The organism is Photobacterium sp. R1 (assembly GCF_054600795.1).
Window position 1 is genome coordinate 44,672 of record NZ_BAAHZP010000006.1, and the last position, 23,939, is coordinate 68,610.

Here is a 23,939-nt window from a genome sequence, read left to right on the forward strand (position 1 = left end):
CTCACTCAACAATTTTTGAGGATGACTGCCGCTGGCTGTCCCCCCGCTTTCTTGGCATAATCGGCGGAAAGATACTGGATAAATAACCAATAGACTGACTTCTATGATTGCGAAATTTTTTCAACCGGGTGGTGCACTGGAAAAGGCCATTCCGGGATTTCAGGCACGACAGCCGCAGATTGATATGGCAGAAGCGGTTGAAAAAGCAATCAGGCATCAGCAGCAGCTGGTGGTCGAAGCGGGCACGGGAACGGGAAAAACATTCGCCTATCTGGTGCCTGCGCTAGTCAAAGGGCATAAAACCATTATCAGCACCGGTTCCAAAAACCTTCAGGAACAGTTGTTTCATCGTGATTTACCCCTGATGACGCAGGCACTGGGTTTTACCGGTAAAGTTGCTCTGCTGAAAGGACGTTCAAACTATCTGTGTCTGGATCGGCTCAGCCGCCAGATTACGGAAAGTCACGGTGGTCATGTTGATCCGGGAATGCTCAGTCAGCTCGTGACGATTCGAAGCTGGTCGTCCGCCACGAAAACCGGCGATATCAGTGAATGTGATTCCATTCCTGAAGACAGTCCGGTTATTCCGACCATCACCTCAACCAATGACAACTGCCTGGGGCGGGAATGTCCTTCCTATGAAGACTGTTTTGTGGTGAAAGCACGCCGGAAAGCCATGGATGCTGATGTGGTGGTGGTGAACCATCACTTGTTTCTGGCGGATCTGGCCATCAAAGAAACCGGATTTGGCGAGCTGATCCCCGAAGCTGATGTCTTCATTTTTGACGAGGCGCACCAAATCCCGGATATCGCCAGCCAGTATTTCGGGCAGAGTCTGTCCAGCCGGCAAATCCAGGATTTGTCGAAAGATATTACCATTGGTTACCGGACCGAGGCGCGGGACATGCGCCAGCTGGAAAAAACCGCTGACCGGCTCAGTCAGGCTGCTTCAGATTTACGTTTGGTGCTCGGTGAACCCGGCTATCGCGGTAACTGGCGTGATGCGGTGAACAGCCCGGCCATTCAGCGTGAACTGACCCGTTTAAACGATGCGCTGGAATTGGCGCATGACGTGCTCAAACTGGCTTTGGGGCGAAGCGAATTACTGGATGCTGCTTTTGAGCGTACGACGTTGTTTAAGGCCCGTTTAGTGCGGCTTTGTGACACATCTATCACCGGTTATTCCTATTGGTATGAATGTACGCCGCGTCATTTTAGTTTGCATATTACGCCGCTGTCGGTCGCAGAAAAGTTTCATGAGCAGATAGAACAGCAAAAAGGCGCCTGGATTTTTACCTCAGCCACGCTGGCAGTGGATGACGACTTCGGCCATTTCAGTCACCGTCTTGGTTTGCAGCCAGCCGCGCAGATGTCTTTACCCAGTCCGTTTGATTACCAACAGCAGGCACTCTTGTGTGTGCCGCGGTTTCTTCCTGAACCGAATAGTCATGGCATGGCCGCGAAGCTGGTGCAGCTGATGTCGCCGGTGATTGAAGCCAATCGGGGGCGGTGTTTTTTCCTGTGTACGTCGCATCAGATGGTCCGGGAACTGGCCGAAGGTTTTCGGGAGTCTCTGGACTTGCCTGTACTGGTTCAGGGGGAAACGAGTAAGCAAAAACTGCTGGCAGAATATCTGGAATTGGGAAATGCGCTGCTTATTGCAACAGGTGCTTTCTGGGAAGGCATTGATGTTAGAGGGCAGGCGCTGAGCTGTGTTATTATCGACAAATTACCGTTTACCGCGCCGGATGATCCATTACTGAAGGCACGGATTGAGGATTGCCGCCTGCGCGGCGGCGATCCTTTCGCACAGGTTCAGATCCCGGATGCAGTGATCACCCTGAAACAGGGGGTTGGCCGTTTGATCCGGGACCAGCAGGACAAAGGTGTGCTGGTGATCTGTGATAACCGATTGGTGACGCGCCCGTATGGCGCTGTGTTTTTACGAAGTCTGCCGCCGATTCCGCGAACCCGGGATGTTGAAGGCGTCGGGCAGTTCCTGTCTGGCCTGCACAACGCGCAGGATGTTTCAGACAGCCAGCATTCAGAGGCTTGAATGAGCACTAAGATCTTAGCTGTTGATACCGCGACCGAAAATTGTTCCGTAGCTCTTTTGACAGGGAGCGATGTGATTGCACGCTGTGAGTTTGCACCGCGTGAGCATACAACCAAAATTTTGCCTATGGTTGATGAAGTACTGGCCGAAGCCGGCCTGCGACTCAATCAGTTGGATGCGCTGGCTTTTGGCCGTGGTCCCGGCAGTTTCACCGGTGTGCGCATCGGAATTGGTATTGCGCAGGGGCTCGCGTTTGGCGCTGAGCTGCCTATGATTGGTATTTCAACGCTGGCTGCAATGTCTCAGGGAGCTTATCGCCTGCATCAGGCAGATCATGTTCTGGCTGCGATTGATGCACGAATGGGCGAAATTTACTGGGGTCAGTATCAGCGTCAGCAAAACGGCGACTGGTCTGTGCTGGGTGAAGAAGCGGTTTTTCCGCCAGAAATGGCTGCTGAACGCTTGGTTACTCTGCCAGAAGTGAACTGGTTTACCGCCGGAACCGGCTGGCAAACCTATCAGGAACAATTAAATGGATTGGCTGTCGAAAAACAAGCCAGCACAGTCCTTTATCCGGAAGCTCAGGATATGGCCTGGCTGGCACAATTTGCTTTGCAGCGTGGTGAAGTGGTCGACGCTGAACATGCCAGCCCTGTCTACCTGCGGGATGAAGTGACCTGGAAAAAACTACCGGGCCGCGAATAACGGCCTCTGATCAGGATTCATTGTCTTTATGGTCACCATACCTCGTTTACCGGCATCGACACAGGCCCCGCAACGGGCCAGAAGAACCGACAAACGGCAGAAAGCTGAACAGTCCGTTGCGCCGGTTGCTCAGCCGACTGTGGTGGCCAGAGCCGTGGCGGAAACGATTAAAGATCCTGCACTGATTGAGGAAGCCCACAGTCAGGTTCAGTATGACAGCCCGCAAGGGAGAAATAAGCAGGCCCTTTCTGCTTATCTGGATGTACTGCATCAGTCTAAACGGGAAGAGTTCTCCCGGTTGCTGGGCGTCGATCTTTTTATTTGATCAGTCGCAATCGCAAAGCAGTTCCCTGTTTTTCTTTTTGAAAAGGATCCGTGGTGAAAAAGACAATCCTGGCGTTTGCCTTACTGGCTCTGAGTGGTTGCAGTCAGTTGCCCGACAGTTTACAAACAACAACAGATAAACCGATTACCGATCTGACGATGGTGATTGAAGACCCGCAGGGGGTGCAGGGGCGTGAAGTGCGTCTGGGCGGTGTGATTGCTTCTGTTGTAAATGAGGCGAAACGCACCCGTCTGGAAGTGGCCAGTTTACCAATTGACACCTCCGGCCGCCCCAATCTAACGGCAAAACCTCAAGGCCGTTTTATTGCATATATTGACGGATTTGCCGATCCGATTGAGTACGCGGAAGGAAAGCTGGTGACTGTCGCCGGTCAGCTTCGTGGCAGCGAAATGGGGAAAATCGGCCAGTATGATTACACCTATCCTGTTGTCTTTGCCAAAGGGCAGCAAGTCTGGCGTATCGAAGAGCAGGTTCGCATTGACGATGTGAACACCTACTACCGGTGTCTGGGCATTCGTTGTCAGTATATTCACTACGGTCTGAGGCCGGACAGTGCTGATATCCGGTATCGGGTCAGCCCCTGAACAAATCTGATTTTCTATCGTACCTGATGATTGAATCTTCATATGATGTATGAGTGCCGATTGCCGCTGGCAGAATCCGAGCTGGCGATCATGACATCTTTTCCTCCTTGCCGAGAAGCACTGGCACAGGGGAAGCTTGTCTCCGCTGCTGAATTGCCAGATCAGCGACCGACTTTGGTCTTTCTGCATGGCTGGCATGATAATGCGGCCAGTTTTACACCCTTATTCAAACCCTTGAGCGAAGCTTTCCATCTGGTCTCGGTTGACTGGCCGGGACATGGCTTGTCTGAGCACAGGGGGATCGATAATTACTACTATTTCATGGATTATGTTGACGATCTGGCACAGATCAGACAGGCATTAGCCGGACAATCTGTGATTTTAGTCGGGCACTCGCTGGGAGCACTGGTGGCGGCGGCCTACGCAGGAGCATTTCCTGAAACTCTGGCTGGTTTAGTGTTAATTGAAGGGCTCGCTCCGCTTTGTGAAAACGCTGAATTAGCTGCTGACAGGTTACGTCAGGGAATTGAAAGCCGGATGAAACGCAGGCAAAGAGTCTCGAAAAGACTTAAGCTCGACTCATTTCAGGCCGCATTGACTGTTCGTTGCCGGATTAATGGATTGGATGCAGAGCAACTGCGACCATTGGTTCAGCGTGCAACTTATCGGGATGGGGATTACTGGTACTGGCGGCATGACGACAAGTTACGTTGTGACTCACTGATCAGGATGACAGAAACGCAAGCGAAAACAATGATGTCCGGTATTGCGTGCCCGGTCTTGTCCGTACTTGGTGAGCGTGGGTTCACTTATCTGAAAGAGCCTGATGCAGGGCTTTCCTGGGTTCCACAGGCCGCTCAGATAACAGTTCCCGGTGGCCATCACTGCCATCTGGAAAGCCCCCGGCAAGTCTGTGAACAGATTTTGCTGTTTACTTCAAAAATCAAAAAGCTGGTCTAATCAGTTGTGTTAATTCAATGTTAATTGTGCTGTAATGCTTGTATAGAACAAGTGTTTGAATTTTCGCTACAGCAATATTATGGCGTTTAAAGCCCAGAAAAATATAAGGAGAGTGCATGGTGGATAAGGTTTGGCTTAACCGCTATCCGGATGATGTACCGGCTGAAATCAACCCAGATGCTTACACTTCATTGGTTGAACTTTTTGAACAGTCTGTCCAGAAATATTCCGACCAAACGGCCTTTATCAATATGGGCCAGGTGATGACTTTCAGGAAACTGGAAGAACGCAGCCGGGCTTTTGCGGCATATCTGCAAAACGATCTGAAACTGAAAAAAGGTGATCGTGTGGCAGTCATGATGCCCAACCTGCTTCAGTACCCGATTGCGCTGTTCGGTATTCTCCGGGCCGGCTGTGTGGTGGTGAACGTCAATCCGCTGTACACCCCTCGTGAGCTGGAGCATCAGCTGAACGATTCTGGTGCGAAAGCCATTGTCATTGTGTCCAATTTTGCACACACGCTGGAAAAAATCGTCGGGAATACGGGCGTTGAGCATGTCATTCTGACCAGCTTAGGTGATCAGCTGTCGCATCCGAAGCGTACCCTGGTGAACTTTGTGGTGAAATACATCAAAAAGATGGTGCCGAAGTATCATCTGCCACATGCAACGTCACTCAATCATGCCCTGAAAAAGGGACGCCGTATGCAGTATGTGAAGCCGTTCATTGAAGGCAATGACATGGCGTTCCTTCAGTATACGGGAGGGACAACCGGTGTCGCGAAAGGGGCAATACTGACCCACCGAAACATGATGGCTAACGTCTTCCAGGCCAAAGCTGCATACGGACCGATTCTGCACGAAGGTCGTGAGTTTGTGGTTACGGCGCTGCCGCTGTATCACGTGTTTGCGCTGACGGTGAACTGTCTGCTGTTTATCGAGATGGGCGGTCAGAACCTGCTGATCACCAATCCGAGAGATATTCCAACTTTTGTCAAAGAGCTGAAACGTTACCCATTTACAGCGATGACCGGGGTAAACACCCTGTTTAATGCGTTACTTGGTAATGAAGATTTCCACGAACTGGACTTCAGCCGACTGCGTCTGTCGGTGGGTGGCGGTATGGCCGTTCAGCGAGCCGTTGCAGAAAAATGGCTGGCAACCACCAAAAACTATTTGCTGGAAGGCTATGGCCTGACGGAATGCTCTCCTCTGGTGGCTGCTTACCCGCATGATCTGACCGAATATAACGGATCGATTGGTTTACCGGTGTCGTCGACTGATATCCGTATTGTGGATGAAGAAGGTAACGTGCTGGGCATGGATCAGACCGGCGAACTGCAGGTGAAAGGTCCGCAGGTTATGAAAGGTTACTGGCAGCGTCCGGAAGCAACTCGTGAGGTCCTGTCTGAGGATGGCTGGTTGTCGACGGGTGATGTGGTCCGCTTTGATGAAGATGGTTTCCTGCATATCGTAGACCGGAAGAAAGATATGATTCTGGTTTCGGGTTTCAATGTTTACCCGAATGAAATCGAGGATGTCGTTGCGCTTCATGGGAAAGTGCTGGAAGTTGCCGCGATTGGCCAACCGAATGGTGCGGCCGGTGAAGTGGTAAAGATCTGTGTCGTGAAGCGCGATCCGAGCTTGACGAAGGATGAGCTGCTGGCCCACTGCCGCCAGTATCTGACGGGTTATAAGGTACCCAAAGTGGTTGAATTCCGCGATGAGCTGCCGAAAACTAATGTGGGTAAGATTTTACGACGTGCGTTGCGCGAAGAGTCGGATCAAGCCCAGAAAGAGGCGGCACAAGCATAAACGCCGATTTTAAGATACACTGATTTTGCGTTAGTGCCGGCTGTTTAGCCGGCACTTTGTTTTTCCGCTCTGTGCATTGATATGCAAGACTGGGCAATGTGAGCTTAGTCTCTGTAAAAAGGTGAGCTTTGAAATTTGAAATCATAACAACGAACGACAGACTGGCAGAAGTCTGCCAGCAGGCAAGTCAGTATCCTGCTGTGATGCTGGATACTGAGTTTGTTCGCACCCGAACCCTGTTTGCCCAGCTGGGGCTGATTCAGCTGTATGATGGCGAGCAGTTATCCCTGATCGATCCGCTGGCTCTGACAGACCTGTCGCCACTTTGGGCGCTGCTGAAGAACCCCGGGGTGATTAAAGTACTCCATGCCTGCGGTGAGGATCTGGAAGTGTTTCAGTCTGCTGCGGGTTGTATGCCGACTCCGATGCTGGATACGCAGATTATGGCTGCGTTTCTCGGACATGGACTGTCGACCGGTTTTGGCGCGCTGGTCCAGGAATATCTGGGGATTGAACTGGAGAAAGGGGAAGCCAGAACCAATTGGCTGGCGCGTCCTCTGACAGATAAGCAGCTCGATTATGCGGCGGCAGATGTGTACTACCTGCTGCCACTTTATCAGAAGCTCTTGGCGGGAGTGGAAGAGAAAGGCTGGATGGAAGCACTTCAGCAAGAATGCGATACCATGCTGGTGAAACGAAGCCGTACTGTATCGTCGGATCAGGTGTATAAAGACATCAAGAATGCCTGGCAGCTGTCTCCGAAGCAATTGGCTATCTTGCAAAAAGTGGCAGCCTGGCGGCTTCAGGAAGCCAGAAAGCGGGATCTTGCGTTGAACTTTGTGCTCAAAGAACTGAATCTGTGGAAAGTGGCGCGTTTTGAAATCACGTCTAAAGCGGTGATGTCCAGAGAGGGCTTTGACGAGCGTGAAATTCAGCGACACGGAAACCGGCTGATTGCTCTGGTGAGGGAAGTGGAGCAGATGAGCGAGCTTGATTATCCGGAACGTTTAACGCGTTTGGTTGATCTGCCGGGCTATAAACAGATGGTAAAACGCATTAAAGATGAAGTGGTTGCGGTCTCTGAACAAACAGGATTGGCGCAGGAGTTTCTTGCATCGAAGAAACAAATCAATCAGTTGCTGAGCTGGGCCTGGAAGAAAGGATGTCCGGAAGATGCATTGCCTGAAATGTTATCCACCTGGCGCCGGGAACACTTTGCCCCTCGTGTTTTACCTTTGGTCACCAGCAAAACAGGCTGAAAACTGAAAAGTTTCATGAAAAAATCCCCGGCGTTGAAACCGGGGATTTTTTTATTTCTCGTCTGGCAAAGTCACATTCAATTCCAGAACGGACAGGTCTTCCTCTTTCTGATCGAGGTGGACCGTGACATGTTCCGGCGTGACATCAACATAACGGCGGATGACGTCCAGAATATCCTGCTTAAGCTGTGGCAGGTAACTCGGGCTGCCCATAGAGGCGGAGCGACGTTCAGCAACAATGATCTGCAGCCTTTCTTTCGCCACACTCGCGGTCGATTGTTTTTTGGGGCGGAAGAACTCTAGCAAAGCCATAGTGTGGTTAGCCTCCAAATATTCGTTTCAGGAAGCCTTTTTTCTCTTCCTCAATGAACCGGAACGGGCGTTCTTCGCCCAGCAAACGTTCAATTGTATCCTGATAAGCCTGACCCGCATCAGAATCAACATCAAAAATGACCGGTTCGCCTTTGTTTGAAGCATTCAGAACAGACTGGCTTTCCGGTACGACACCCAGCAAAGGAATGTGCAGGATCTCTTCGACGTCAGCAACACTGAGCATATCACCCTGAGTTACCCGGGATGGGTTATAACGGGTCAGCAGCAGGTGTTGTTTCACTGGCGTTTCGTTATTTTCAGCGCGACGCGATTTGGAGTCCAGAATTCCCAGAATACGGTCTGAATCCCGGACGGAAGCTACTTCAGGGTTTGTGGTAACAATGGCTTCATCTGCAAAGTACAGCGCCATTAATGCACCGGTTTCAATACCTGCAGGAGAATCGCAGATAATGAATTCAAAACCCATTTCATCCATTTCATTCAGAACTTTTTCGACGCCTTCTTTACTTAACGCATCTTTGTCACGGGTTTGCGATGCCGGAAGCACGTACAAGTTGTCCACGCGCTTATCTTTGATCAGCGCCTGATTCAGTTTTGCTTCGCCATTGATAACATTCACAAAATCAAACACGACCCGACGTTCACAGCCCATAATCAGATCAAGATTTCGCAGACCAATATCAAAATCGATGACGGCTGTTTTTTTGCCTTTCAGAGCAAGGCCGGACGCAATGGCCGCACTGGAGGTCGTTTTTCCGACCCCGCCTTTACCTGAGGTCACCACGATAATTCGTGCCATCTGTTTTATTCCTTTTTAAAGTTATACAGCCAGATGCTCTATATTTAAATTGTTGTCTATCAAAGAGATAACGACACTCGATCCCCAGTGAGATTCTTGAATCTTATCGCTCAGCCAGTAATTGCCTGCAATGGATATTAATTCCGACTGTAGATTATGGCAGAAAATCTGAGCGTTCGTCTCCCCACTGGCTCCGGCAATTGCCCGGCCACGCAAGCACCCGTAAATATGGATGCAGCCGTCAGCAATAATTTCAGCACCAGCGCTGACATGATTCAATACGACCAGATCGCAATTTTTAGCATAAATTTGCTGCCCTGAACGAACCGGGGAGCGAATCACTTTTGTGGGTTCCATGACAGGGCTGCTGGCTTTTGCCTGTCTGGCGGCATTCATGATGGCAAAACCTGCGGATTTTGCCTGAGCCTGTAAATGTGACGGCTTGCAACCACTGATGCCTACCGGGATCATCCCTGCATCCAGAATGCCTTGTCGCAACTGCCTGAAGTCAAGCTCCTGACTGGTTTTGCTGATATCAATCACCAGCGGGGCGTGAGCAAAGAATGCCGGAGCCTGCTCTACTTTATCCTTAAGGAAACTGATCGCCTGATCTAAACCGCTGTCAGCCAAGTGTAGTGATGAGAGCGTATAGCTGCCCCCTTTCAATTCTGCCGTTTTTGCCATGGCTTATTCTTCTTGCGCGGAGAATTTCGCGCTCAGGTACGTTATCACATAGGTTATAGCATGTTATATTCCCCGGCAGGTCTCAGCAAGTTCTCCTTGTCAGAGTTCGGTATAAAGTTTAAATGATGACCATGATGGTGACAGCGCTGGGCAGAATGTCCTCCGTTCAGGAATGATTTCCGTTTGTCGTGGTCAGATAGTGGTGAAGGGTAACCAGCAGGTCTGCTTATGTTTTGTGCAATCTATAAAAGTCCTAAAAAAGACAACACTTATCTATACATCAACAAGAAAGATGATTTTTCAGAAGTCCCGGAAGCGTTACTGAGCACCTTTGGCACGCCTCAGTTCGTGATGGTACTCAAACTGAGTGAAGACAGAAAACTGGCCCTGGCGGATATCAGGAAGGTGAGGGAGTCGCTGTCAACGCAGGGTTATTACCTGCAAATACCACCACCAGTGACTAATCTTCTTGAAGAATACAAAGCAAAAAAAGCACTGAATAATACCTGACGGTGAAAAAATGGATATGCGGAAGCAATGGTTAGCGGCCCTGGTGGCCTTAGGACTTGGCCTTTCATCGCCTATGGCTGCGGCGGATGAAAGTTTTGACAATTATGTAACCGGGTTAAAGCAGGAAGCGCGAGCGAAGGGAATTGATGAATCGATTCTGGAATCTGCATTTGCCAATGTGACATTTATTGAGCGTGCGGTTACAGCCGATAAAAACCAGCCGGAGAAAAAACTCACTCTGGATGAGTATTTGCCGAAAGCGGTTCCGCAATGGAAAATTGCCCAGGCAAATAAGTATTACCACCAGCACAGGAAGGCACTGGAGCGTGTTGGGCGTCAGTATGGCGTACAGCCTCGGTTCATTGTTGCTTTGTGGGGAGTGGAGAGTAATTTTGGCAAGCTGACCGGAAGTTACAGCGTGATTGAAGCTTTAACTACCCTGGCATATGAAGGCCGGCGGGAAGCTTTTTTCCGTGAGCAGATTATGGCTGCACTGAGCATTCTTCAGGACGGACATATTACTGTGAGTGAAATGAAAGGTTCCTGGGCAGGGGCGATGGGACAACCACAGTTTATGCCGACTTCTTATCTGACTTTTGCCGTGGATGGAAATGGAGACGGTAAGGCAGATATCTGGAAAACGGAAGCGGATGTCTTCGCTTCGGCTGCAAATTATCTCAGTAAATCTGGCTGGGATGATAAATATACCTGGGGACGTCAGGTGAAGGTTCCTGATGGCCTGAGCGATGATCTGAAAGGGGTGGAACCTCAGAAGCGGAAAACGTTGTCAGAATGGCAGGCATTGGGTGTGCGTCGTTTAAATGGCTCAGCATTGCCTAAAGTTGATGTAGATGCCTGGTTAGTTCAACCGGATGATAATCATGGTCGTGCTTATTTGATTTATGGCAATTATCAGACATTACTGAAATGGAATCGCTCGCATTACTTTGCGCTGGCTGTGAGTACACTAGCAGACAGTATTCACTAATGGCATAGCCATTATTTAAGTGATTGCTCTAAATTGATGTTGGAAAAAGAAAAAGCCCGGCTAAAGTTGCCGGGCTTTTTGATCAAATCGAATCAGATTAGATCTTAAAGTCGTCCAGAGATTTACCTTCATCCAGCGCCTTTTTCAGTGCTGAAGGAGTACGGCCCTGGCCAGTCCAGGTTTTCTCTTCGCCGTTTTCATCGATGAATTTGTATTTTGGCGGACGAGCAGCACGCTTGGTTTTAGTTTTACCCAGGCTTGCCATCAGTTCTTCTGGGTCAATACCGTCAGCCAGCAGCATTTCACGGTATTGGTTCAGTTTGTCTTCGCGCTCTTTTTCTTTCGCGATTTCTTCTGCATCAGACTCTTCACGTTCGGTGACAACGGTCTGAAGTTTCTCCAGAGCTTCTTTCAGTTGCTCCAGTGAATATTCACGAGCAAGTGCACGAAGACTACGAAGGTTTAATAGCGCTTTCATTGCATCAGACATTTTAAATTTCCTATTGTCGTTATACTAATAATTAGTGAGAAAGTTTATATCAGCAATAGTAATACTTTTTAAACCTGTCTGCCAAATAAAATCTCAGATTTACGGAGTTAATTCGATGGTTTTTTATCCGTGTCATAATGATTAATCGCCATCTGATGCGAAGAAATCAAATTTTTGCTTGTTAATAAATTGAGATAGTTCTAATTTTCTTAATGCGTTTGAATGTGAGTAATTTCATATTCAACATCGTAATGCTCGCTGTAAATGTAAGTAAATACAGTAAATTAGTAAGCGCTTATTCATCAGTATGAGTTAATCTTGTACTTTATAGGTTGCAAATCAGATAACAAAAAGTAGAATACGCGGTTCCTTGACTAAGGGTAGAGGTGCATTGTCTATTAGTAACTGGCGGGAGGTGACCCCGAAGAACGTCAGTGAAAGGAGCCAGTGCCGAAGTAAGGTTGAACTGTCAAAGCACCTTGCTGGGGTTGTCGCCAAATAGGGACAACACTGCCATAGTAATTTACATTTAACTATGGAGCGCTACTGTGGGGTCCGGAGAGGTGAAACCCGCCTTCCTATTTTGCTTCCCATCACGGTAAAGCCGTGTTCAGCAGTAGATCTCCAACCAAGATCGGTTGTAGTAGAGATCATGAACCTTGTAGATTTTTCCCAATCTTCCATTTCAGTCTTACCGCCCCTTGTGGCATTGAGTCTGGCAATTCTGACCCGGCGCGTTCTGTTGTCTTTAGGCATTGGTATCCTGATGGGTGCGCTATTACTGACAGACTTTAGTGCCGCGAATACCTTGTCTTATGTTGGCGGTAAAGTAAAAGGCCTCTTTATTGAAGATGGCGGTATCAATACCTGGAATATGAGTATTGTTGCTTTTCTGCTTTTATTAGGAATGACCACTGCGCTGCTGACATTGTCTGGTGGTACGCGTGCATTTGCACATTGGGCTCAAACAAAAATCAAAAGTAAACGCGGTGCAAAACTTTTAGCCGCTTTTCTTGGCGTGTTTATTTTTGTCGATGATTATTTTAACAGTCTTGCTGTCGGGTCAATTTCCAGACCGGTAACGGATCGTTTTTATGTTTCCCGTTCTAAGCTGGCTTATATTCTGGACTCGACTGCCGCACCTATGTGCGTACTGATGCCAGCCTCAAGTTGGGGGGCATATATCATTACAGTTGTTGGTGGTATTTTGGTTTCACATGGTGTTACAGAATATTCTGCACTGAGTGCGTTTATTCAACTGGCACCTATGAACTTTTACGCAGTATTTGCATTGTTGATGGTATTCGTTGTGGCCTGGTTCCAATTGGATGTTGGCCTGATGAAAAAACATGAAGTGCAAGCCAGTCATGCGCTTGGGTTTGATCATGATGAAATTCATGCCGAAGCCAAAGATCTGAATGATGAATTAGAAATTGAAGAAAGTGAAAATGGGAAAGTAAGTGATCTCATTGTTCCTATTCTTGTGCTGGTTGCAGCAACCTTATTCTTCATGATTTATACCGGTAACCAGAGTTTGCAGGCAGACGGAAAACCTTTCTCTGTTCTGGGTGCGTTTGAATCAACAGATGTTGGTGCATCACTTTGTTACGGTGGTTTGCTGGGACTACTTTCTGCCTTGATTGCTGTCGGGCGTCAGGCAATTCCGGTTAAGCAAATTGTTCATGCTTTATGGATTGGCGCGAAATCAATGTTCGGCGCAATTCTGATTCTGTTCTTTGCCTGGACGATTGGCAGTGTGATCAGTGATATGGCCACGGGTAAATTCCTGTCGACGATGGTTCAGGGAAATATTGCTCCGGTGTGGTTGCCGGTTATTCTGTTTTTACTGTCAGGTCTGATGGCGTTTTCTACCGGAACGTCTTGGGGCACTTTCGGAATTATGCTGCCAATCGCGGGTGATCTGGCCGCTGCGACAGAAATCAGTCTGATTCTGCCAATGCTGAGTGCGGTGCTGGCGGGTTCTGTTTTCGGTGACCACTGCTCGCCAATTTCTGACACCACGATTTTGTCGTCAACAGGTGCACGTTGTAATCACATGGATCATGTGTCGACGCAATTGCCTTATGCTTTGTCCGTCGCTCTGGTGACAGCCGTGGGCTTTACCGTTTTAGGTCTGACAGACTCACTGGGGGTGTCCTTCATGGCTGCGACCGTCAGCTTCCTGCTGGTTTGCGTTTGCCTTGGCTGGATTGCCAAGCGTCCTTTAAAAGGCGCTCAGGAGCTGGCCAGGTAAGCTGATCTGCCTGTATGCGCTTCAAGCCGGTCAAGTGCTGCACTTGGCCGGCTTTTTATGTCCGGTCAGCCTGAGTCGACTGTCATGCTTGATTCATGAACGTATTGACGGGGAAAGACATGAATGGCACCGATTTGCTTCCAATTGAGAATCTTCTTCGGTAGCATCAGCCGTTATTCAGAGTTGAGCGGAAAGCCTGATGGCGCAAATGTATTTTTATTACTCGGCCATGAATGCCGGGAAATCGACGACATTATTGCAGTCGTCATTTAACTACCGTGAGCGGGGGATGTCGCCTGTCATCTTTACAGCGGCAATTGATGACCGGTTTGGGAAGGGAAAAGTCAGTTCTCGTATCGGTTTGTCGGAAGATGCAGAATTGTACGGTCCGGAAGATAATCTGTGGGATAAGCTTTCTCTGATGAATCACGCGTCTCGTGTAGATTGCGTGTTGATCGATGAGTGCCAGTTTCTGACCAAAACTCAGGTTTTACAGCTGACTGAAGTTGTCGATAAGCTTGATATCCCTGTGCTTTGCTATGGGCTGCGCACTGATTTCCGGGGCGAGCTGTTTGAAGGCAGTCAGTATCTGCTGGCATGGTCTGACAAACTGGTGGAACTGAAAACTGTCTGCCATTGTGGCCGCAAAGCGAATATGGTGATTCGCCACGATGCTTCAGGCAAAGCCATTGCCGATGGTGATCAGGTTGAAATCGGCGGGAACGATCGCTATGTTTCGGTTTGCCGGAAACACTATAAAGAAGCGATTGAAGAAGCCCGATAGGCCACTGAAACCGTATAAAAATAAAAAGGAAGCTCAGGCTTCCTTTTTTCGTATCGGGGGCTGATTCAGCCCTTGTGTCTTTCCTGCAATTTGGCGACAACCTCTGCCAGACTCAGTCCCTGATCCTGCAACAGGACAATCAGGTGATACAAGAGATCAGCAGACTCAGAAATCACTTCCGCCTTGTCACCCGACGTTGCCGCAAGCGCGACTTCAACGCCTTCTTCACCCACCTTCTGCGAAATCCGCTTGGTGCCACGGGCATAGAGGCTGGCGGTGTAGGAAGACTCGGGATCGGCGCCTTTACGGGCAGCCAGCACTTGCTCCAGTCGGTGAAGAAACACCAGATCGGGCATACTGGCATTTTCACCGTCGTCAGTACTGCCCTGATCGAAGCAGGTTGTTGTGCCCAGGTGGCAGGTGGGGCCAATCGGCTCGGCACTGACCAGCAGGGTGTCTTTATCACAGTCGAGCTGAATTTGCTTGAGTTGCAGCACATTTCCTGAGGTTTCACCTTTGGTCCAGATACGTTGCTTACTGCGGGACCAGAAAGTTACCTGGCGGGTGTCCAGCGTTTTATTTAAAGCTTCATCATTCATAAAGCCAAGCATCAGTACCTGACCACTGCGACAGTCCTGAACCACGGCGGGCACCAGACCATCGACCTTTTCCCAATTAATTTCACTGCTCAGGCTCATAGTCGGATCTCCACCTGTTGTTGTTGAAGGTATTGCTTCAGTTCGCCGATATTGATGATTTGTTTGTGGAATACAGATGCAGCCAGTGCACCGTCGACTCCGGCAATATTGAAGGCATCGGCAAAGTGTTCCATGGTACCCGCACCACCGGAAGCAATCAGCGGTACATGACAGATATCGCGGACCAGATTCAGCTGTGTCAGGTCATAGCCCTGACGAACACCATCCTGGTTCATCATATTCAGCACAATTTCACCGGCCCCGCGTTGCTGGACTTCCTGAATCCAGTCTGCGGTTTCCCACTGGGTGACCTGAGTCCGGGACTCATCTCCCGTGAACTGATAAACTTGGTATTTGCCGGTGTCCGCATCAAAGTAAGAATCGATCCCAACGACAATACACTGCACACCAAACTTATCTGCCAGCTCAGTAATGAGTGCCGGATTGGCCAGCGCCGGTGAGTTAATTGAAATTTTATCCGCGCCAAACTGCAGGATCTGACGGGCATCATCGGCAGATTTGATACCGCCAGCGACACAGAACGGAATATCAATGACTTCGGCGACACGTTCCACCCAGCTTTTATCAACGACACGGCCATCGCTGGAAGCGGTGATATCGTAGAAGACCAGTTCATCAGCTCCTTCTTCAGCATAGCGTTTCGCCAGCGGAACGATGTCTCCGATAATCTCGTGGTTGCGGAACTGAACCCCTTTGACCACCTGACCATCACGAACATCCAGGCAGGGAATAATGCGTTTCGCTAACATGTCGGGCTCCTTATTCGTTCCAGCAGGCAAAAGCCTGTTCTGCAGTAAATTTGCCGTCCAGCAGGGCGCGACCGACAATCACACCTGCTACGCCGGTGCCTTTCAGTGCAGCAATATCATCCAGAGAACCGATACCGCCCGAAGACTGGAATTGTACGTCCGGGTATTGCGCGCATAAATCACGGTACAGGTCGACATTTGAGCCTGCGAGGGTGCCGTCGCGTGAAATATCGGTACAGAGGACGTGTTTCAGTCCGACGGTGCGAAAATCTTCAATCAGGGCTTCAATGGTCACCCCGGAGTCTTCCTGCCAGCCGGAAACCGCAACTTTCCGCTGGCCGTTGTCATCAATGTTGACATCCAGTGCCAGTACGATGCGTTCCGGACCGTAGGTTTCCATCCAGCTTTTTACTGTCTCGGGCGTTTTGACAGCGGTGGAACCCACAACCACACGTTGCGCGCCGGCATCGAGTAAATCGGCCACGTCCTGTTCGGTACGTACACCGCCGCCAATCTGAATCTTAGCCGGGGTGCCGGCCAGCAGTGTCCGGATTAAACCGAGCTGGCGGGCAGAGGTATCTTTGGCGCCTGTCAGATCAACCAAATGCAACCAGTCAGCACCGGCTTGGTGGTACAGTGCAAACTGCTCAGCAGGATTGACTTTATATTCGGTCACCTGACCATAATCGCCCTGAAACAGGCGGACGACCTGACCATCTATTAAATCGAGTGCGGGAATAATCATAACCAGTCCTTGTCGTCCTACATTTCGAGAAAATTCTGAATTAATTGTGCACCGGCTTTCCCGGAACGCTCAGGGTGGAACTGCACCCCGTAATAATTGCCGCTCTGAACAGCGGCGGTAAATGGCTGTCCGTATTCACAACCGGCAATGGTGCGGCCCAGTTCGGTATGAAAATCCGGCATGGCGTAGCTGTGCACGAAATAAAAATAAGTCCCGGCCGGAATGTTTTTGAACAGCGGGTGGCCTTCCTCCGGCGTGATGGTATTCCAGCCCATATGCGGCAGCGGTAAGTCACCGGTCTGCATTTTGACGACCGGGGCCGGGCATAAATTCAGACAAGGCACTTTTTCAGTTCCATTCTGGCCTTGCTCTTCCGAGTATTCGCCGAGAAGTTGCATGCCAAGACAAATACCCAGCAGTGGTTTGTCGACTTTGCTGACCAGAGAGATTAAATCGCGCTCCGCCAGGTTTTTCATTGCTTCACTGGCCGTGCCGACACCCGGCAGGAAGAGTTTGTTGGCTGCCAGAACGGTTTCAGGATCCCGACTGACAGTCACGGCATAACCGAGACGTTCAATGGCAAACCGGACAGAAGAAACATTGGCACAGCCTGTATCGATGATGACGACTTTCTGTGTGGACTGTGTCATTACAAGACCCCTTTACTGCTTGGCAGCTCGTTTCCTTCAACTTTGATTGCCTGACGCAGGGTGCGGCCAAAGGCCTTAAACAGGCTTTCGACAATGTGGTGATCGTTATCACCGGTCGAAGACAGGTGCAGCGTGCAGGCCAGAGTATCGGTCAGCGAACGGAAGAAGTGCGACACCATTTCTGTCGACAGGTCACCGACTTGCTCACGGCTGAATTTGGCATCAAATTTCAGATAAGGACGGCCAGACAAATCCAGTGCACATTGCGCCAGACATTCGTCCATCGGCAGACTGAAACCAAACCGGCCAATGCCGCGTTTGTCACCCAGCGCTTCCTTCAGCGCCTGACCCAGGGCCAGTGCGGTGTCTTCCACACTGTGGTGATCGTCAATGTGCAGGTCGCCGTCAACCGTCAACTGCAGCTGGAAACCGCCGTGAGTGGCAATCTGATCCAGCATGTGGTCGAAGAAACCCATGCCGGTCTGAATCACATTTCCGCCGGTCTGATCCAGGTTCACTTTTACCTTGATGTCAGTTTCTTTCGTCTTCCGGGTAACTTCAGCAATCCGTGGTCGGGTGGTCAGATCGGTCACGATCTGTTGCCAGTCCATTTCACCGCGCTTGTACTGAATGCCGCGGATGGCCATGTTTTCGGCCAGTTGCAGATCGGTCTGCCGGTCTCCGATGACGGCGGAGGTTGCAAACTCGACTCTGCCTTTCTGCAGGTAGTCTTTCACCAGCCCCAGTTTTGGTTTGCGGCAGCTGCAATTGTCATGTTCAAAGTGCGGGCAGATCAGCACGTCATCAAAGCGGACGCCCTGAGATTCGAAGATCGCCATCATCATTTGATGCGGTGCGTCAAAGTCGGCCTGCGGGTAACTGTCGGTTCCCAGACCGTCCTGATTGGTGACCATCACCAGTTTGTAGCCTGCATCCTGCAGCTTTAACAGGGCAGGGATGACGAAAGGTTCCAGTTCCAGTTTGTCCAGACGGTCGACCTGGAAATCTTCCGGCGGCTCAACAATCAGTGTGCCGTCACGGTCAATAAAAAGAATTTTTTCCTTGCTCACAATGGGATCCTTCCAATTTATAAATTCTTGCCCAGCTGGGTGCGGATAAAGGCGAGGGTTTTCTCACACTCATCACGGTTGCCGATGCTGATCCGGATACAATTTTCAATCGGGGAGCGGCGCAGAATAATGCCGTTATCCCACAGGGCCTGAAACAGAGCATCGCCGTCAGGGAAACGCACCAGCAGATAATTGCCGTAACCGTCGTAAACTGTGACCCCCGGCAGCATACTCAGACCCGCTTGCAGATAAGCGCGGTTGGCGCTCAGATCCAAAACCTGAAACTTGGTCTTGGCCAGACCGGCCGGAGACAGCGCCTGAATGGCGATTTCAGCAACGGGTACAGGTACAGGGTAGGGAGCGATCACTTTCAGCAGCATGTCAATGACAGCGGGATTTGCCAGCGTAAAACCGCAGCGCAGACCTGCCAGCGCAAATGCTTTTGATAGCGTGCGCAGGATGACCAGATTCGGAAATTGTGCCAGCAGATCGACAGTAGAGGCTTCCGGACAGAAATCGATATAGGCTTCGTCCATCACGACCAGGGCTTTGTCCTGAGTCATGCTCAGCAGCTCGATGATGTCTTCACGGCGTATCAGGTTGCCGGTCGGATTGTTCGGACTGCAGACAAAGACCAGTTTGACGTTATCCAGGTTCTCCCGAATTCCTGTCAGATCAAGCTGCCAGTCGCTGGTCAGAGGCACCTGCCTGACATCGACATCAAAGGTTTCAGCGCTGATGCTGTACATTCCGTAGGTCGGCGGGCAATACAGAATGCTGTCCTGCTTTGGCTCACAGAAGGTCCGGACCAGCAGTTCAATGCCTTCATCGGCGCCACGAGAGGTCAGCACCTGAGATTTATCGACACCGGCATAATCGGCGTAGGCCTGAATCAGCGCATCCGGCTGACAGGTACTGTAGCGGTTCAGGCGATCACACTGAATGCTGTATTCATTGACGAATGGAGACTCGTTGGCATTGAGCCAGATATCACCACTGCCTCCCAGACGACGGGCAGACTGATAGGGGGTGAGATCGCGGACGGTTTTACGAGCCAGTAATTCAGGGTTCATATTAAGCCTCTTTCAGCGTCGAAGCGCTGGTGGAAGATAGTTTCAGTTTTTCTACCCGGATACTGACTGCGCGGCGGTGCGCATCCAGACCTTCCGCGGTTGCCATGGTCTCAACGGTCGGTGCCAGTCCTAACAGGCCATCGGCACTGAGTTCCTGCACGGTCATCCGTTTGGTAAAATCGGCCAGCCCCAGGCTGGAGTAAGTTTTGGTGTAGCCGTAAGTCGGCAGGACATGGTTGGTACCGGAGGCATAGTCGCCGACCGATTCCGGTGACCAGTGGCCCAGGAAAATTGAACCGGCATTATCGAGCAGTGTAACCAGATCGCGTGGATTCCGGGTCTGCACGATCAGGTGTTCAGGGCCGTAATGATTCGATATCGACACGCATTGCGTCATGCTGTCTGCAATGATAGTCAGACTTGACCCTAAGGCCTGACGGGCAATATCAGCCCGGGACAGACTTTGCAGCTGCTGACCGATGGCATCTGCGACTCGGTCGGCAATGCTTGGATCCGGCGTGACGAGCACCACCTGAGAATCCGGCCCGTGCTCGGCCTGACTCAGCAGATCAGCAGCGATGAAATCCGGGTCTGCCGTGCTGTCAGCGATCACCATGACTTCAGACGGACCGGCAGGCATATCAATGGCGGCACCATAAAAGTCATTACTGACCTGGCGTTTCGCTTCGGTCACAAAGGCATTCCCGGGCCCGAAAATCTTGTCGACCTTAGAGACGGTTTCTGTTCCGAATGCCATGGCAGCAATCGCTTGTGCACCGCCAACATTATATACATCTGTTATCCCACATAGTTGTGCGACGTAGAGAATCTCATCGGCAATCGGTGGGGGAGAACACAGAACCACACGACGGCAACCGGCTATCTGGGCTGGCACGCCCAGCATCAGCACGGTCGATGGCAGTGGCGCACTGCCACCCGGAATATACAGACCCACCGCATGAATCGGACGTGTCACCTGCTCGCAGATCACACCCGGCTGGGTTTCAACCTGCAGCGGCTTGGTTTTTTGCGCTTTGTGGAAACAGGCAATATTGGCATAGGCCTGCTGAAGCGCTTGTTTCATGTCATCGGTTAAACGATCTGCTGCAGCCTGGATCTCATCTCCGCTCACTTTGATTGAATCGGGACGGACTTTATCGAACTTCTCTGTCAGTTCCAGCAGCGCATCATCACCGCGTTTGCGCACATCTGAGATGACACCGGCAACAATGGTTGAAATATTTTCGCCTGCCGTGATGGCCGGGCGTTGCAATAACGATTCACGTTGAGTTTCACTCAGAGATTGCCATACAACAGTCTTCATGGGATTACTCCATCATCTTCTCAATGGGCAGGACGAGAATTGAGCTGGCGCCCAGTGTTTTCAGCTGTTCCATGGTCTCCCAGAACAGGTTTTCTGAGCTGACCAGGTGGACAGCAACCCGGCTTTTATCGTGTGACAGAGGCATGACTGTCGGGTCTTCTGCACCCGGTAACAGCGCAGTGATTTGTTCCAGACATTCTGTCGGTGCATGCAGCATAATGTATTTGGATTCTTTGGCCTGAATGACCCCTTGCATCCGGGTCAGCAGACGGTCAATCAGCGCTTGTTTGTCTGCACTGAAATCGCCGCTGCGTTGGATCAGGACCGCTTTGGACTGCAAAATGACTTCTACCTCTTTCAGGCCGTTTGCTTCCAGCGTAGCACCGGTAGACACCAGGTCACAGATAGCATCGGCGAGACCGGCACGCGGTGCCACTTCTACAGAGCCATTGAGCATACAGGTGCTGAACGATACGCCTTGTTCAGTCATGTAGCGTTTCACCAGTTGAGGATAGGTGGTTGCAATGCGTTTACCCTGAAGATCCTGAGGTCCGTTGTAGACTTCGTCCTTATCAATGGCGATGGAAAGACGGCATCCGCCAAAATCCAGCCGGCGTAACTTCACGTAGTGGCTGGGCTCTCCCTGCGCGGCGCGTTCAAGGCTGACTTCTTCCAGCTCATTCTCACCAATGAAACCCAGATCAACAACACCGTCCATAATCAGTCCGGGAATATCATCATCACGCACTAGCAGCAGGTCGATTGGCATGTTTTCACTGTGAACTACCAGACGCTCACCAATCAGATTGAATTTCACACCGCAGCGTTTCAGCAGTTCTTTACATTCTGTGCTCAGGCGTCCTTTTTTCTGAATGGCGATACGTAGTCGTTGTGTTTGCATCATGATATTCCCTGTAGATTTGATTTATCTTTAAAATTCGGTGCTTAAACGAAAAACCCCCGGAAGATTTCTCTTCCGGGGGTCTGAATGCTGCTTTGTCGTAGCGACCGCTGGAAGAGGCGAACTTGTCGTCTTCCAGATGAGGCGTATCCTCCTGAAAGACTAGTCAGGATGATGGTGATGATGGTGTAGATTGACCATTGGGATACGCATAACTATGTACTCTATTTAAATCATTATTGATTGCGGACTTGTCTTCACACTAACCAAGGTATTGGGAATTTGCAACAGTTAATTAGTACATTTTCAAAATTTATTGATGGCTGGTTTTCCGGCAGTCATCAGATTACATACAGCATTTCTTAAATTTCTTGCCGCTTCCGCACGGGCAGAGGTCATTACGCCCCACTTTGACCGGGGCAGCATTTCCCGGATATTCACCGTCAATATAGAACCATTGCGGATTGTTACCGACCATTTCATGTAAAAAACGAGATTTTTCGTGTAGACAGTGCTTTTCGCCTTGTTCCTGATAAAAGGCCTTGAACTCAACATAACCCTCAGTGTCACTGGCAATCTGACTGTCACAAACCTCAAGCCCCAGCCACTCACTGTGAACCGATTCTGCAATCGCATCACGATACTGTTCAGCTTTACAGCTGGGGTGGTAAGTGGCGACGACGAAATCGACCAGCCCGAGCACATGTGCACTGTAACGGGCGCGCATCAGCTGTTCCGGATGATGTGCGGCTGACGGATTCTGATGGACAGGCGCACAGCAGTCTGTGAGTGGATGCTGACTACCGCAAGGGCAAAATGTTGTCTCTTTCATTGGTTATTGCAGTTCTTCAATTTGGGTGACCCATTCTACGGACTCCAGATAGCGCTTCGCAACGCTTTCGGTATTCAGTCCCAGTCTGCGGCACATCGCATCCACCTGCTCCCAGTCGGCATAGTCGTAGGCACAAACCAGCGAGAGCAGATGGCCCAGATCACCGTTTCGGCTGATCAGTGCATCCTGGATTGTGATATCTAATGGCAGCATTGGAATCAGGACATCCATTGGCTGATCCAAAAGAGAATCCAGCATTGAAAACAACCCCGTGAGGAAAGCCCGGTTGCAGTTCAGCTGCGGAGAAACGTCGGCTGCCAGCAGTTCACACAGGTGTGCCCGCTGCAGAGAGAGGCAATACAGTGATGGCGGCTTGTCTTTGGTGACATGAGATGTCGCTACAAAACTGATGAAACGGCGCAGCCTTTCCTGTCCCAGATAAATCAGTGCCTGTTTGAAAGATGATATCGGGACTGCACGATTTGAAGTGATCGCATTCACATGCCGAAGCAGTTTGTAAGAGAGAGACAAGTCGGTTGCGATGACTTCTTCAGCGGCGTCAAAGTCGACATCATCCTGGCAAATCTGCTGATAAAGGCGCAGCGTTGTCAGTGCTGACGGACTCAGGGTTTTTTGCTGCATCATCTCAGGTTTACTGAAAAAGTAGCCCTGAAACAGATGAAAACCCGCTGCTTTCGCTTCTTTGAATTCTGCGTAGGTTTCGACTTTTTCAGCCAGGAACTGAATGGGTTTGTCTTTATGACGGCGGATAAAAAAGCGTGCTTTTTCGATCGGTGTCAGTTGCAGGTCGAATTTGACAATATGTACATACGGCAGAAATCGGTTCCATTCCACGCTCGGATTAAAATCATCCAGGGCAATCAGATAACCTCTCTGAAACAGGTCCTTGACCTTTTCCAGGAGTTGCTCTGAAGGCGTGCAGTCTTCCAGGACTTCAATGACGAAGCTGTGGGACGGGAAGAGCAGTGGTGTACCTTGTAACAGGCTTTTTTCAGGGAAGTTTACAAAAGCGAGTTTGCCGCTGCATACATCGTTCGAACCGTTTGAGAAAAAGTTATCCAGCAAGAGGCGGTTAGTTGCTTCTTCCGGAGGAACATTGGGAAAACAGTTTCTCGGCCCGTCCCTGAACAGTAATTCATAGCCGATGGTCGTTTTATCTCGGTCTAATACGGGCTGTCTCGCTAGATATGAATACATGATATCAGTACTGTTGATGGTTATCGTTCTGTCGGCGAGGGCTTGCATAGCCTGAGTTTCTCGTTGGTGAATAGTCCGCATGACTGAGTTAG

Annotated in this window: 25 protein-coding genes, 1 riboswitch and 1 other annotated feature; of the genes, 11 read left to right on the plus strand and 14 right to left on the minus strand. The window is 50.2% G+C overall.

Annotation, left to right across the window (positions count from 1 at the left end; all coding sequences use genetic code 11):
• Positions 1-103 precede the first annotated feature (103 nt).
• From ACYP03_RS11485 to rnd, 7 genes are all read left to right on the plus strand, one after another.
• Complete coding sequence (locus ACYP03_RS11485; RefSeq protein WP_248140898.1) at positions 104-2,056, plus strand: ATP-dependent DNA helicase; 1,953 nt, start codon at positions 104-106, stop codon at positions 2,054-2,056.
• The gene (gene tsaB / locus ACYP03_RS11490) at positions 2,057-2,761 is read left to right on the plus strand and encodes a tRNA (adenosine(37)-N6)-threonylcarbamoyltransferase complex dimerization subunit type 1 TsaB (RefSeq protein ID WP_248140897.1); all 705 of its coding nucleotides are present in this window, start codon (positions 2,057-2,059) and stop codon (positions 2,759-2,761) included.
• Between the two features lie 28 nt (positions 2,762-2,789).
• On the plus strand, positions 2,790-3,086 hold the full coding sequence (locus ACYP03_RS11495) for a hypothetical protein (RefSeq protein ID WP_459779919.1): 297 nt from the start codon (positions 2,790-2,792) through the stop codon (positions 3,084-3,086).
• A 53-nt stretch (positions 3,087-3,139) separates the two neighbouring features.
• Complete coding sequence (locus tag ACYP03_RS11500) at positions 3,140-3,691, plus strand: Slp family lipoprotein (protein WP_459779921.1); 552 nt, start codon at positions 3,140-3,142, stop codon at positions 3,689-3,691.
• Positions 3,692-3,781: 90 nt separating this feature from the next.
• The gene (locus ACYP03_RS11505; protein WP_459779923.1) at positions 3,782-4,651 is read left to right on the plus strand and encodes an alpha/beta fold hydrolase; all 870 of its coding nucleotides are present in this window, start codon (positions 3,782-3,784) and stop codon (positions 4,649-4,651) included.
• A 119-nt stretch (positions 4,652-4,770) separates the two neighbouring features.
• Positions 4,771-6,465: a long-chain-fatty-acid--CoA ligase FadD gene (gene fadD, locus ACYP03_RS11510; RefSeq protein ID WP_305885159.1), complete on the plus strand. Its 1,695-nt coding sequence runs from the start codon at positions 4,771-4,773 to the stop codon at positions 6,463-6,465.
• Between the two features lie 128 nt (positions 6,466-6,593).
• Entirely contained in the window at positions 6,594-7,724 is a 1,131-nt protein-coding gene (gene rnd, locus ACYP03_RS11515; RefSeq protein ID WP_459779925.1) for a ribonuclease D, read from the plus strand.
• A 51-nt stretch (positions 7,725-7,775) separates the two neighbouring features.
• On the opposite strand, the gene minE is transcribed toward rnd, so the two are convergent.
• The 3 genes from minE to minC are packed head-to-tail and all read right to left on the minus strand — an operon-like array spanning position 7,776 to position 9,540.
• The gene (gene minE, locus ACYP03_RS11520; RefSeq protein ID WP_248140888.1) at positions 7,776-8,036 is read right to left on the minus strand and encodes a cell division topological specificity factor MinE; all 261 of its coding nucleotides are present in this window, start codon (positions 8,034-8,036) and stop codon (positions 7,776-7,778) included.
• Positions 8,037-8,043: 7 nt separating this feature from the next.
• A complete protein-coding gene (minD, locus tag ACYP03_RS11525) occupies positions 8,044-8,856 on the minus strand; it encodes a septum site-determining protein MinD (protein WP_330959158.1) in 813 nt (270 codons plus the stop codon).
• A gap of 21 nt (positions 8,857-8,877) precedes the next feature.
• Complete coding sequence (minC, locus tag ACYP03_RS11530) at positions 8,878-9,540, minus strand: septum site-determining protein MinC (RefSeq protein ID WP_459779928.1); 663 nt, start codon at positions 9,538-9,540, stop codon at positions 8,878-8,880.
• 228 nt (positions 9,541-9,768) lie between these two features.
• On the opposite strand from minC, the gene ACYP03_RS11535 reads away from it, so the two are divergent.
• Positions 9,769-10,050, plus strand: a complete 282-nt coding sequence (locus ACYP03_RS11535) for a YcgL domain-containing protein (protein ID WP_248140885.1) — start codon at positions 9,769-9,771, stop codon at positions 10,048-10,050.
• Between the two features lie 16 nt (positions 10,051-10,066).
• The gene (locus ACYP03_RS11540) at positions 10,067-11,038 is read left to right on the plus strand and encodes a lytic murein transglycosylase (protein ID WP_248141691.1); all 972 of its coding nucleotides are present in this window, start codon (positions 10,067-10,069) and stop codon (positions 11,036-11,038) included.
• Between the two features lie 97 nt (positions 11,039-11,135).
• Here the strand turns inward: ACYP03_RS11540 and ACYP03_RS11545 are convergent, their stop codons facing one another.
• Positions 11,136-11,528 carry an H-NS family histone-like protein gene (locus tag ACYP03_RS11545; protein ID WP_248140884.1) on the minus strand — a complete coding sequence of 131 codons (393 nt, stop codon included), beginning with the start codon at positions 11,526-11,528 and terminating at the stop codon, positions 11,136-11,138.
• A 373-nt stretch (positions 11,529-11,901) separates the two neighbouring features.
• Positions 11,902-12,082, plus strand: a riboswitch (Lysine riboswitch).
• A gap of 98 nt (positions 12,083-12,180) precedes the next feature.
• On the opposite strand from ACYP03_RS11545, the gene ACYP03_RS11550 reads away from it, so the two are divergent.
• Together ACYP03_RS11550 and ACYP03_RS11555 are read left to right on the plus strand one after the other, a co-directional pair.
• Positions 12,181-13,782, plus strand: coding sequence for a Na+/H+ antiporter NhaC family protein (locus ACYP03_RS11550; protein WP_459779931.1), 1,602 nt, complete (start codon positions 12,181-12,183; stop codon positions 13,780-13,782).
• 199 nt (positions 13,783-13,981) lie between these two features.
• On the plus strand, positions 13,982-14,566 hold the full coding sequence (locus ACYP03_RS11555; protein WP_459779932.1) for a thymidine kinase: 585 nt from the start codon (positions 13,982-13,984) through the stop codon (positions 14,564-14,566).
• Between the two features lie 65 nt (positions 14,567-14,631).
• On the opposite strand, the gene hisIE is transcribed toward ACYP03_RS11555, so the two are convergent.
• From hisIE to ACYP03_RS11605, 10 genes are all read right to left on the minus strand, one after another.
• On the minus strand, positions 14,632-15,264 hold the full coding sequence (gene hisIE / locus ACYP03_RS11560; RefSeq protein ID WP_459779934.1) for a bifunctional phosphoribosyl-AMP cyclohydrolase/phosphoribosyl-ATP diphosphatase HisIE: 633 nt from the start codon (positions 15,262-15,264) through the stop codon (positions 14,632-14,634).
• On the minus strand, positions 15,261-16,034 hold the full coding sequence (hisF, locus tag ACYP03_RS11565; protein WP_459779936.1) for an imidazole glycerol phosphate synthase subunit HisF: 774 nt from the start codon (positions 16,032-16,034) through the stop codon (positions 15,261-15,263). The genes hisIE and hisF overlap by 4 nt, the downstream gene beginning before the upstream one ends.
• Positions 16,035-16,044: 10 nt before the next feature.
• Entirely contained in the window at positions 16,045-16,779 is a 735-nt protein-coding gene (hisA, locus tag ACYP03_RS11570) for a 1-(5-phosphoribosyl)-5-[(5-phosphoribosylamino)methylideneamino]imidazole-4-carboxamide isomerase (protein WP_459779938.1), read from the minus strand.
• A 17-nt stretch (positions 16,780-16,796) separates the two neighbouring features.
• Positions 16,797-17,429, minus strand: coding sequence for an imidazole glycerol phosphate synthase subunit HisH (hisH, locus tag ACYP03_RS11575; protein ID WP_459779940.1), 633 nt, complete (start codon positions 17,427-17,429; stop codon positions 16,797-16,799).
• Entirely contained in the window at positions 17,429-18,499 is a 1,071-nt protein-coding gene (hisB, locus tag ACYP03_RS11580; protein WP_459779942.1) for a bifunctional histidinol-phosphatase/imidazoleglycerol-phosphate dehydratase HisB, read from the minus strand. The genes hisH and hisB overlap by 1 nt, the downstream gene beginning before the upstream one ends.
• A gap of 17 nt (positions 18,500-18,516) precedes the next feature.
• Entirely contained in the window at positions 18,517-19,572 is a 1,056-nt protein-coding gene (hisC, locus tag ACYP03_RS11585; RefSeq protein WP_459779944.1) for a histidinol-phosphate transaminase, read from the minus strand.
• A gap of 1 nt (position 19,573) precedes the next feature.
• A complete protein-coding gene (hisD, locus tag ACYP03_RS11590; RefSeq protein ID WP_248140876.1) occupies positions 19,574-20,896 on the minus strand; it encodes a histidinol dehydrogenase in 1,323 nt (440 codons plus the stop codon).
• Between the two features lie 4 nt (positions 20,897-20,900).
• Positions 20,901-21,797 (minus strand): ATP phosphoribosyltransferase, encoded by an 897-nt coding sequence (gene hisG, locus ACYP03_RS11595; RefSeq protein ID WP_248141689.1) that lies wholly within the window; start codon positions 21,795-21,797, stop codon positions 20,901-20,903.
• A gap of 47 nt (positions 21,798-21,844) precedes the next feature.
• Positions 21,845-21,984, minus strand: a sequence feature (His leader region).
• Positions 21,985-22,143: 159 nt separating this feature from the next.
• Positions 22,144-22,629, minus strand: coding sequence for a YchJ family metal-binding protein (locus ACYP03_RS11600; protein ID WP_459779946.1), 486 nt, complete (start codon positions 22,627-22,629; stop codon positions 22,144-22,146).
• Between the two features lie 3 nt (positions 22,630-22,632).
• A complete protein-coding gene (locus tag ACYP03_RS11605) occupies positions 22,633-23,847 on the minus strand; it encodes an EAL and HDOD domain-containing protein (RefSeq protein ID WP_248140874.1) in 1,215 nt (404 codons plus the stop codon).
• Between the last annotated feature and the right edge of the window lie 92 nt (positions 23,848-23,939).

Bases quoted from the DNA above. Each gene is read 5' to 3' on its own strand.
- ACYP03_RS11485 (WP_248140898.1), top strand. From the start codon at position 104: ATGATTGCGAAATTTTTTCAACCGGGTGGTGCACTGGAAAAGGCCATT.
- tsaB (WP_248140897.1), top strand. From the start codon at position 2,057: ATGAGCACTAAGATCTTAGCTGTTGATACCGCGACCGAAAATTGTTCC.
- ACYP03_RS11495 (WP_459779919.1), top strand. From the start codon at position 2,790: ATGGTCACCATACCTCGTTTACCGGCATCGACACAGGCCCCGCAACGG.
- ACYP03_RS11505 (WP_459779923.1), top strand. From the start codon at position 3,782: ATGACATCTTTTCCTCCTTGCCGAGAAGCACTGGCACAGGGGAAGCTT.
- minE (WP_248140888.1), bottom strand. From the start codon at position 8,036: ATGGCTTTGCTAGAGTTCTTCCGCCCCAAAAAACAATCGACCGCGAGT.
- minD (WP_330959158.1), bottom strand. From the start codon at position 8,856: ATGGCACGAATTATCGTGGTGACCTCAGGTAAAGGCGGGGTCGGAAAA.
- minC (WP_459779928.1), bottom strand. From the start codon at position 9,540: ATGGCAAAAACGGCAGAATTGAAAGGGGGCAGCTATACGCTCTCATCA.
- ACYP03_RS11535 (WP_248140885.1), top strand. From the start codon at position 9,769: ATGTTTTGTGCAATCTATAAAAGTCCTAAAAAAGACAACACTTATCTA.
- ACYP03_RS11540 (WP_248141691.1), top strand. From the start codon at position 10,067: ATGCGGAAGCAATGGTTAGCGGCCCTGGTGGCCTTAGGACTTGGCCTT.
- ACYP03_RS11545 (WP_248140884.1), bottom strand. From the start codon at position 11,528: ATGTCTGATGCAATGAAAGCGCTATTAAACCTTCGTAGTCTTCGTGCA.
- ACYP03_RS11550 (WP_459779931.1), top strand. From the start codon at position 12,181: ATGAACCTTGTAGATTTTTCCCAATCTTCCATTTCAGTCTTACCGCCC.
- ACYP03_RS11555 (WP_459779932.1), top strand. From the start codon at position 13,982: ATGGCGCAAATGTATTTTTATTACTCGGCCATGAATGCCGGGAAATCG.
- hisIE (WP_459779934.1), bottom strand. From the start codon at position 15,264: ATGAGCCTGAGCAGTGAAATTAATTGGGAAAAGGTCGATGGTCTGGTG.
- hisF (WP_459779936.1), bottom strand. From the start codon at position 16,034: ATGTTAGCGAAACGCATTATTCCCTGCCTGGATGTTCGTGATGGTCAG.
- hisA (WP_459779938.1), bottom strand. From the start codon at position 16,779: ATGATTATTCCCGCACTCGATTTAATAGATGGTCAGGTCGTCCGCCTG.
- hisH (WP_459779940.1), bottom strand. From the start codon at position 17,429: ATGACACAGTCCACACAGAAAGTCGTCATCATCGATACAGGCTGTGCC.
- hisC (WP_459779944.1), bottom strand. From the start codon at position 19,572: ATGAACCCTGAATTACTGGCTCGTAAAACCGTCCGCGATCTCACCCCC.
- hisD (WP_248140876.1), bottom strand. From the start codon at position 20,896: ATGAAGACTGTTGTATGGCAATCTCTGAGTGAAACTCAACGTGAATCG.
- hisG (WP_248141689.1), bottom strand. From the start codon at position 21,797: ATGCAAACACAACGACTACGTATCGCCATTCAGAAAAAAGGACGCCTG.
- ACYP03_RS11600 (WP_459779946.1), bottom strand. From the start codon at position 22,629: ATGAAAGAGACAACATTTTGCCCTTGCGGTAGTCAGCATCCACTCACA.
- ACYP03_RS11605 (WP_248140874.1), bottom strand. From the start codon at position 23,847: ATGTATTCATATCTAGCGAGACAGCCCGTATTAGACCGAGATAAAACG.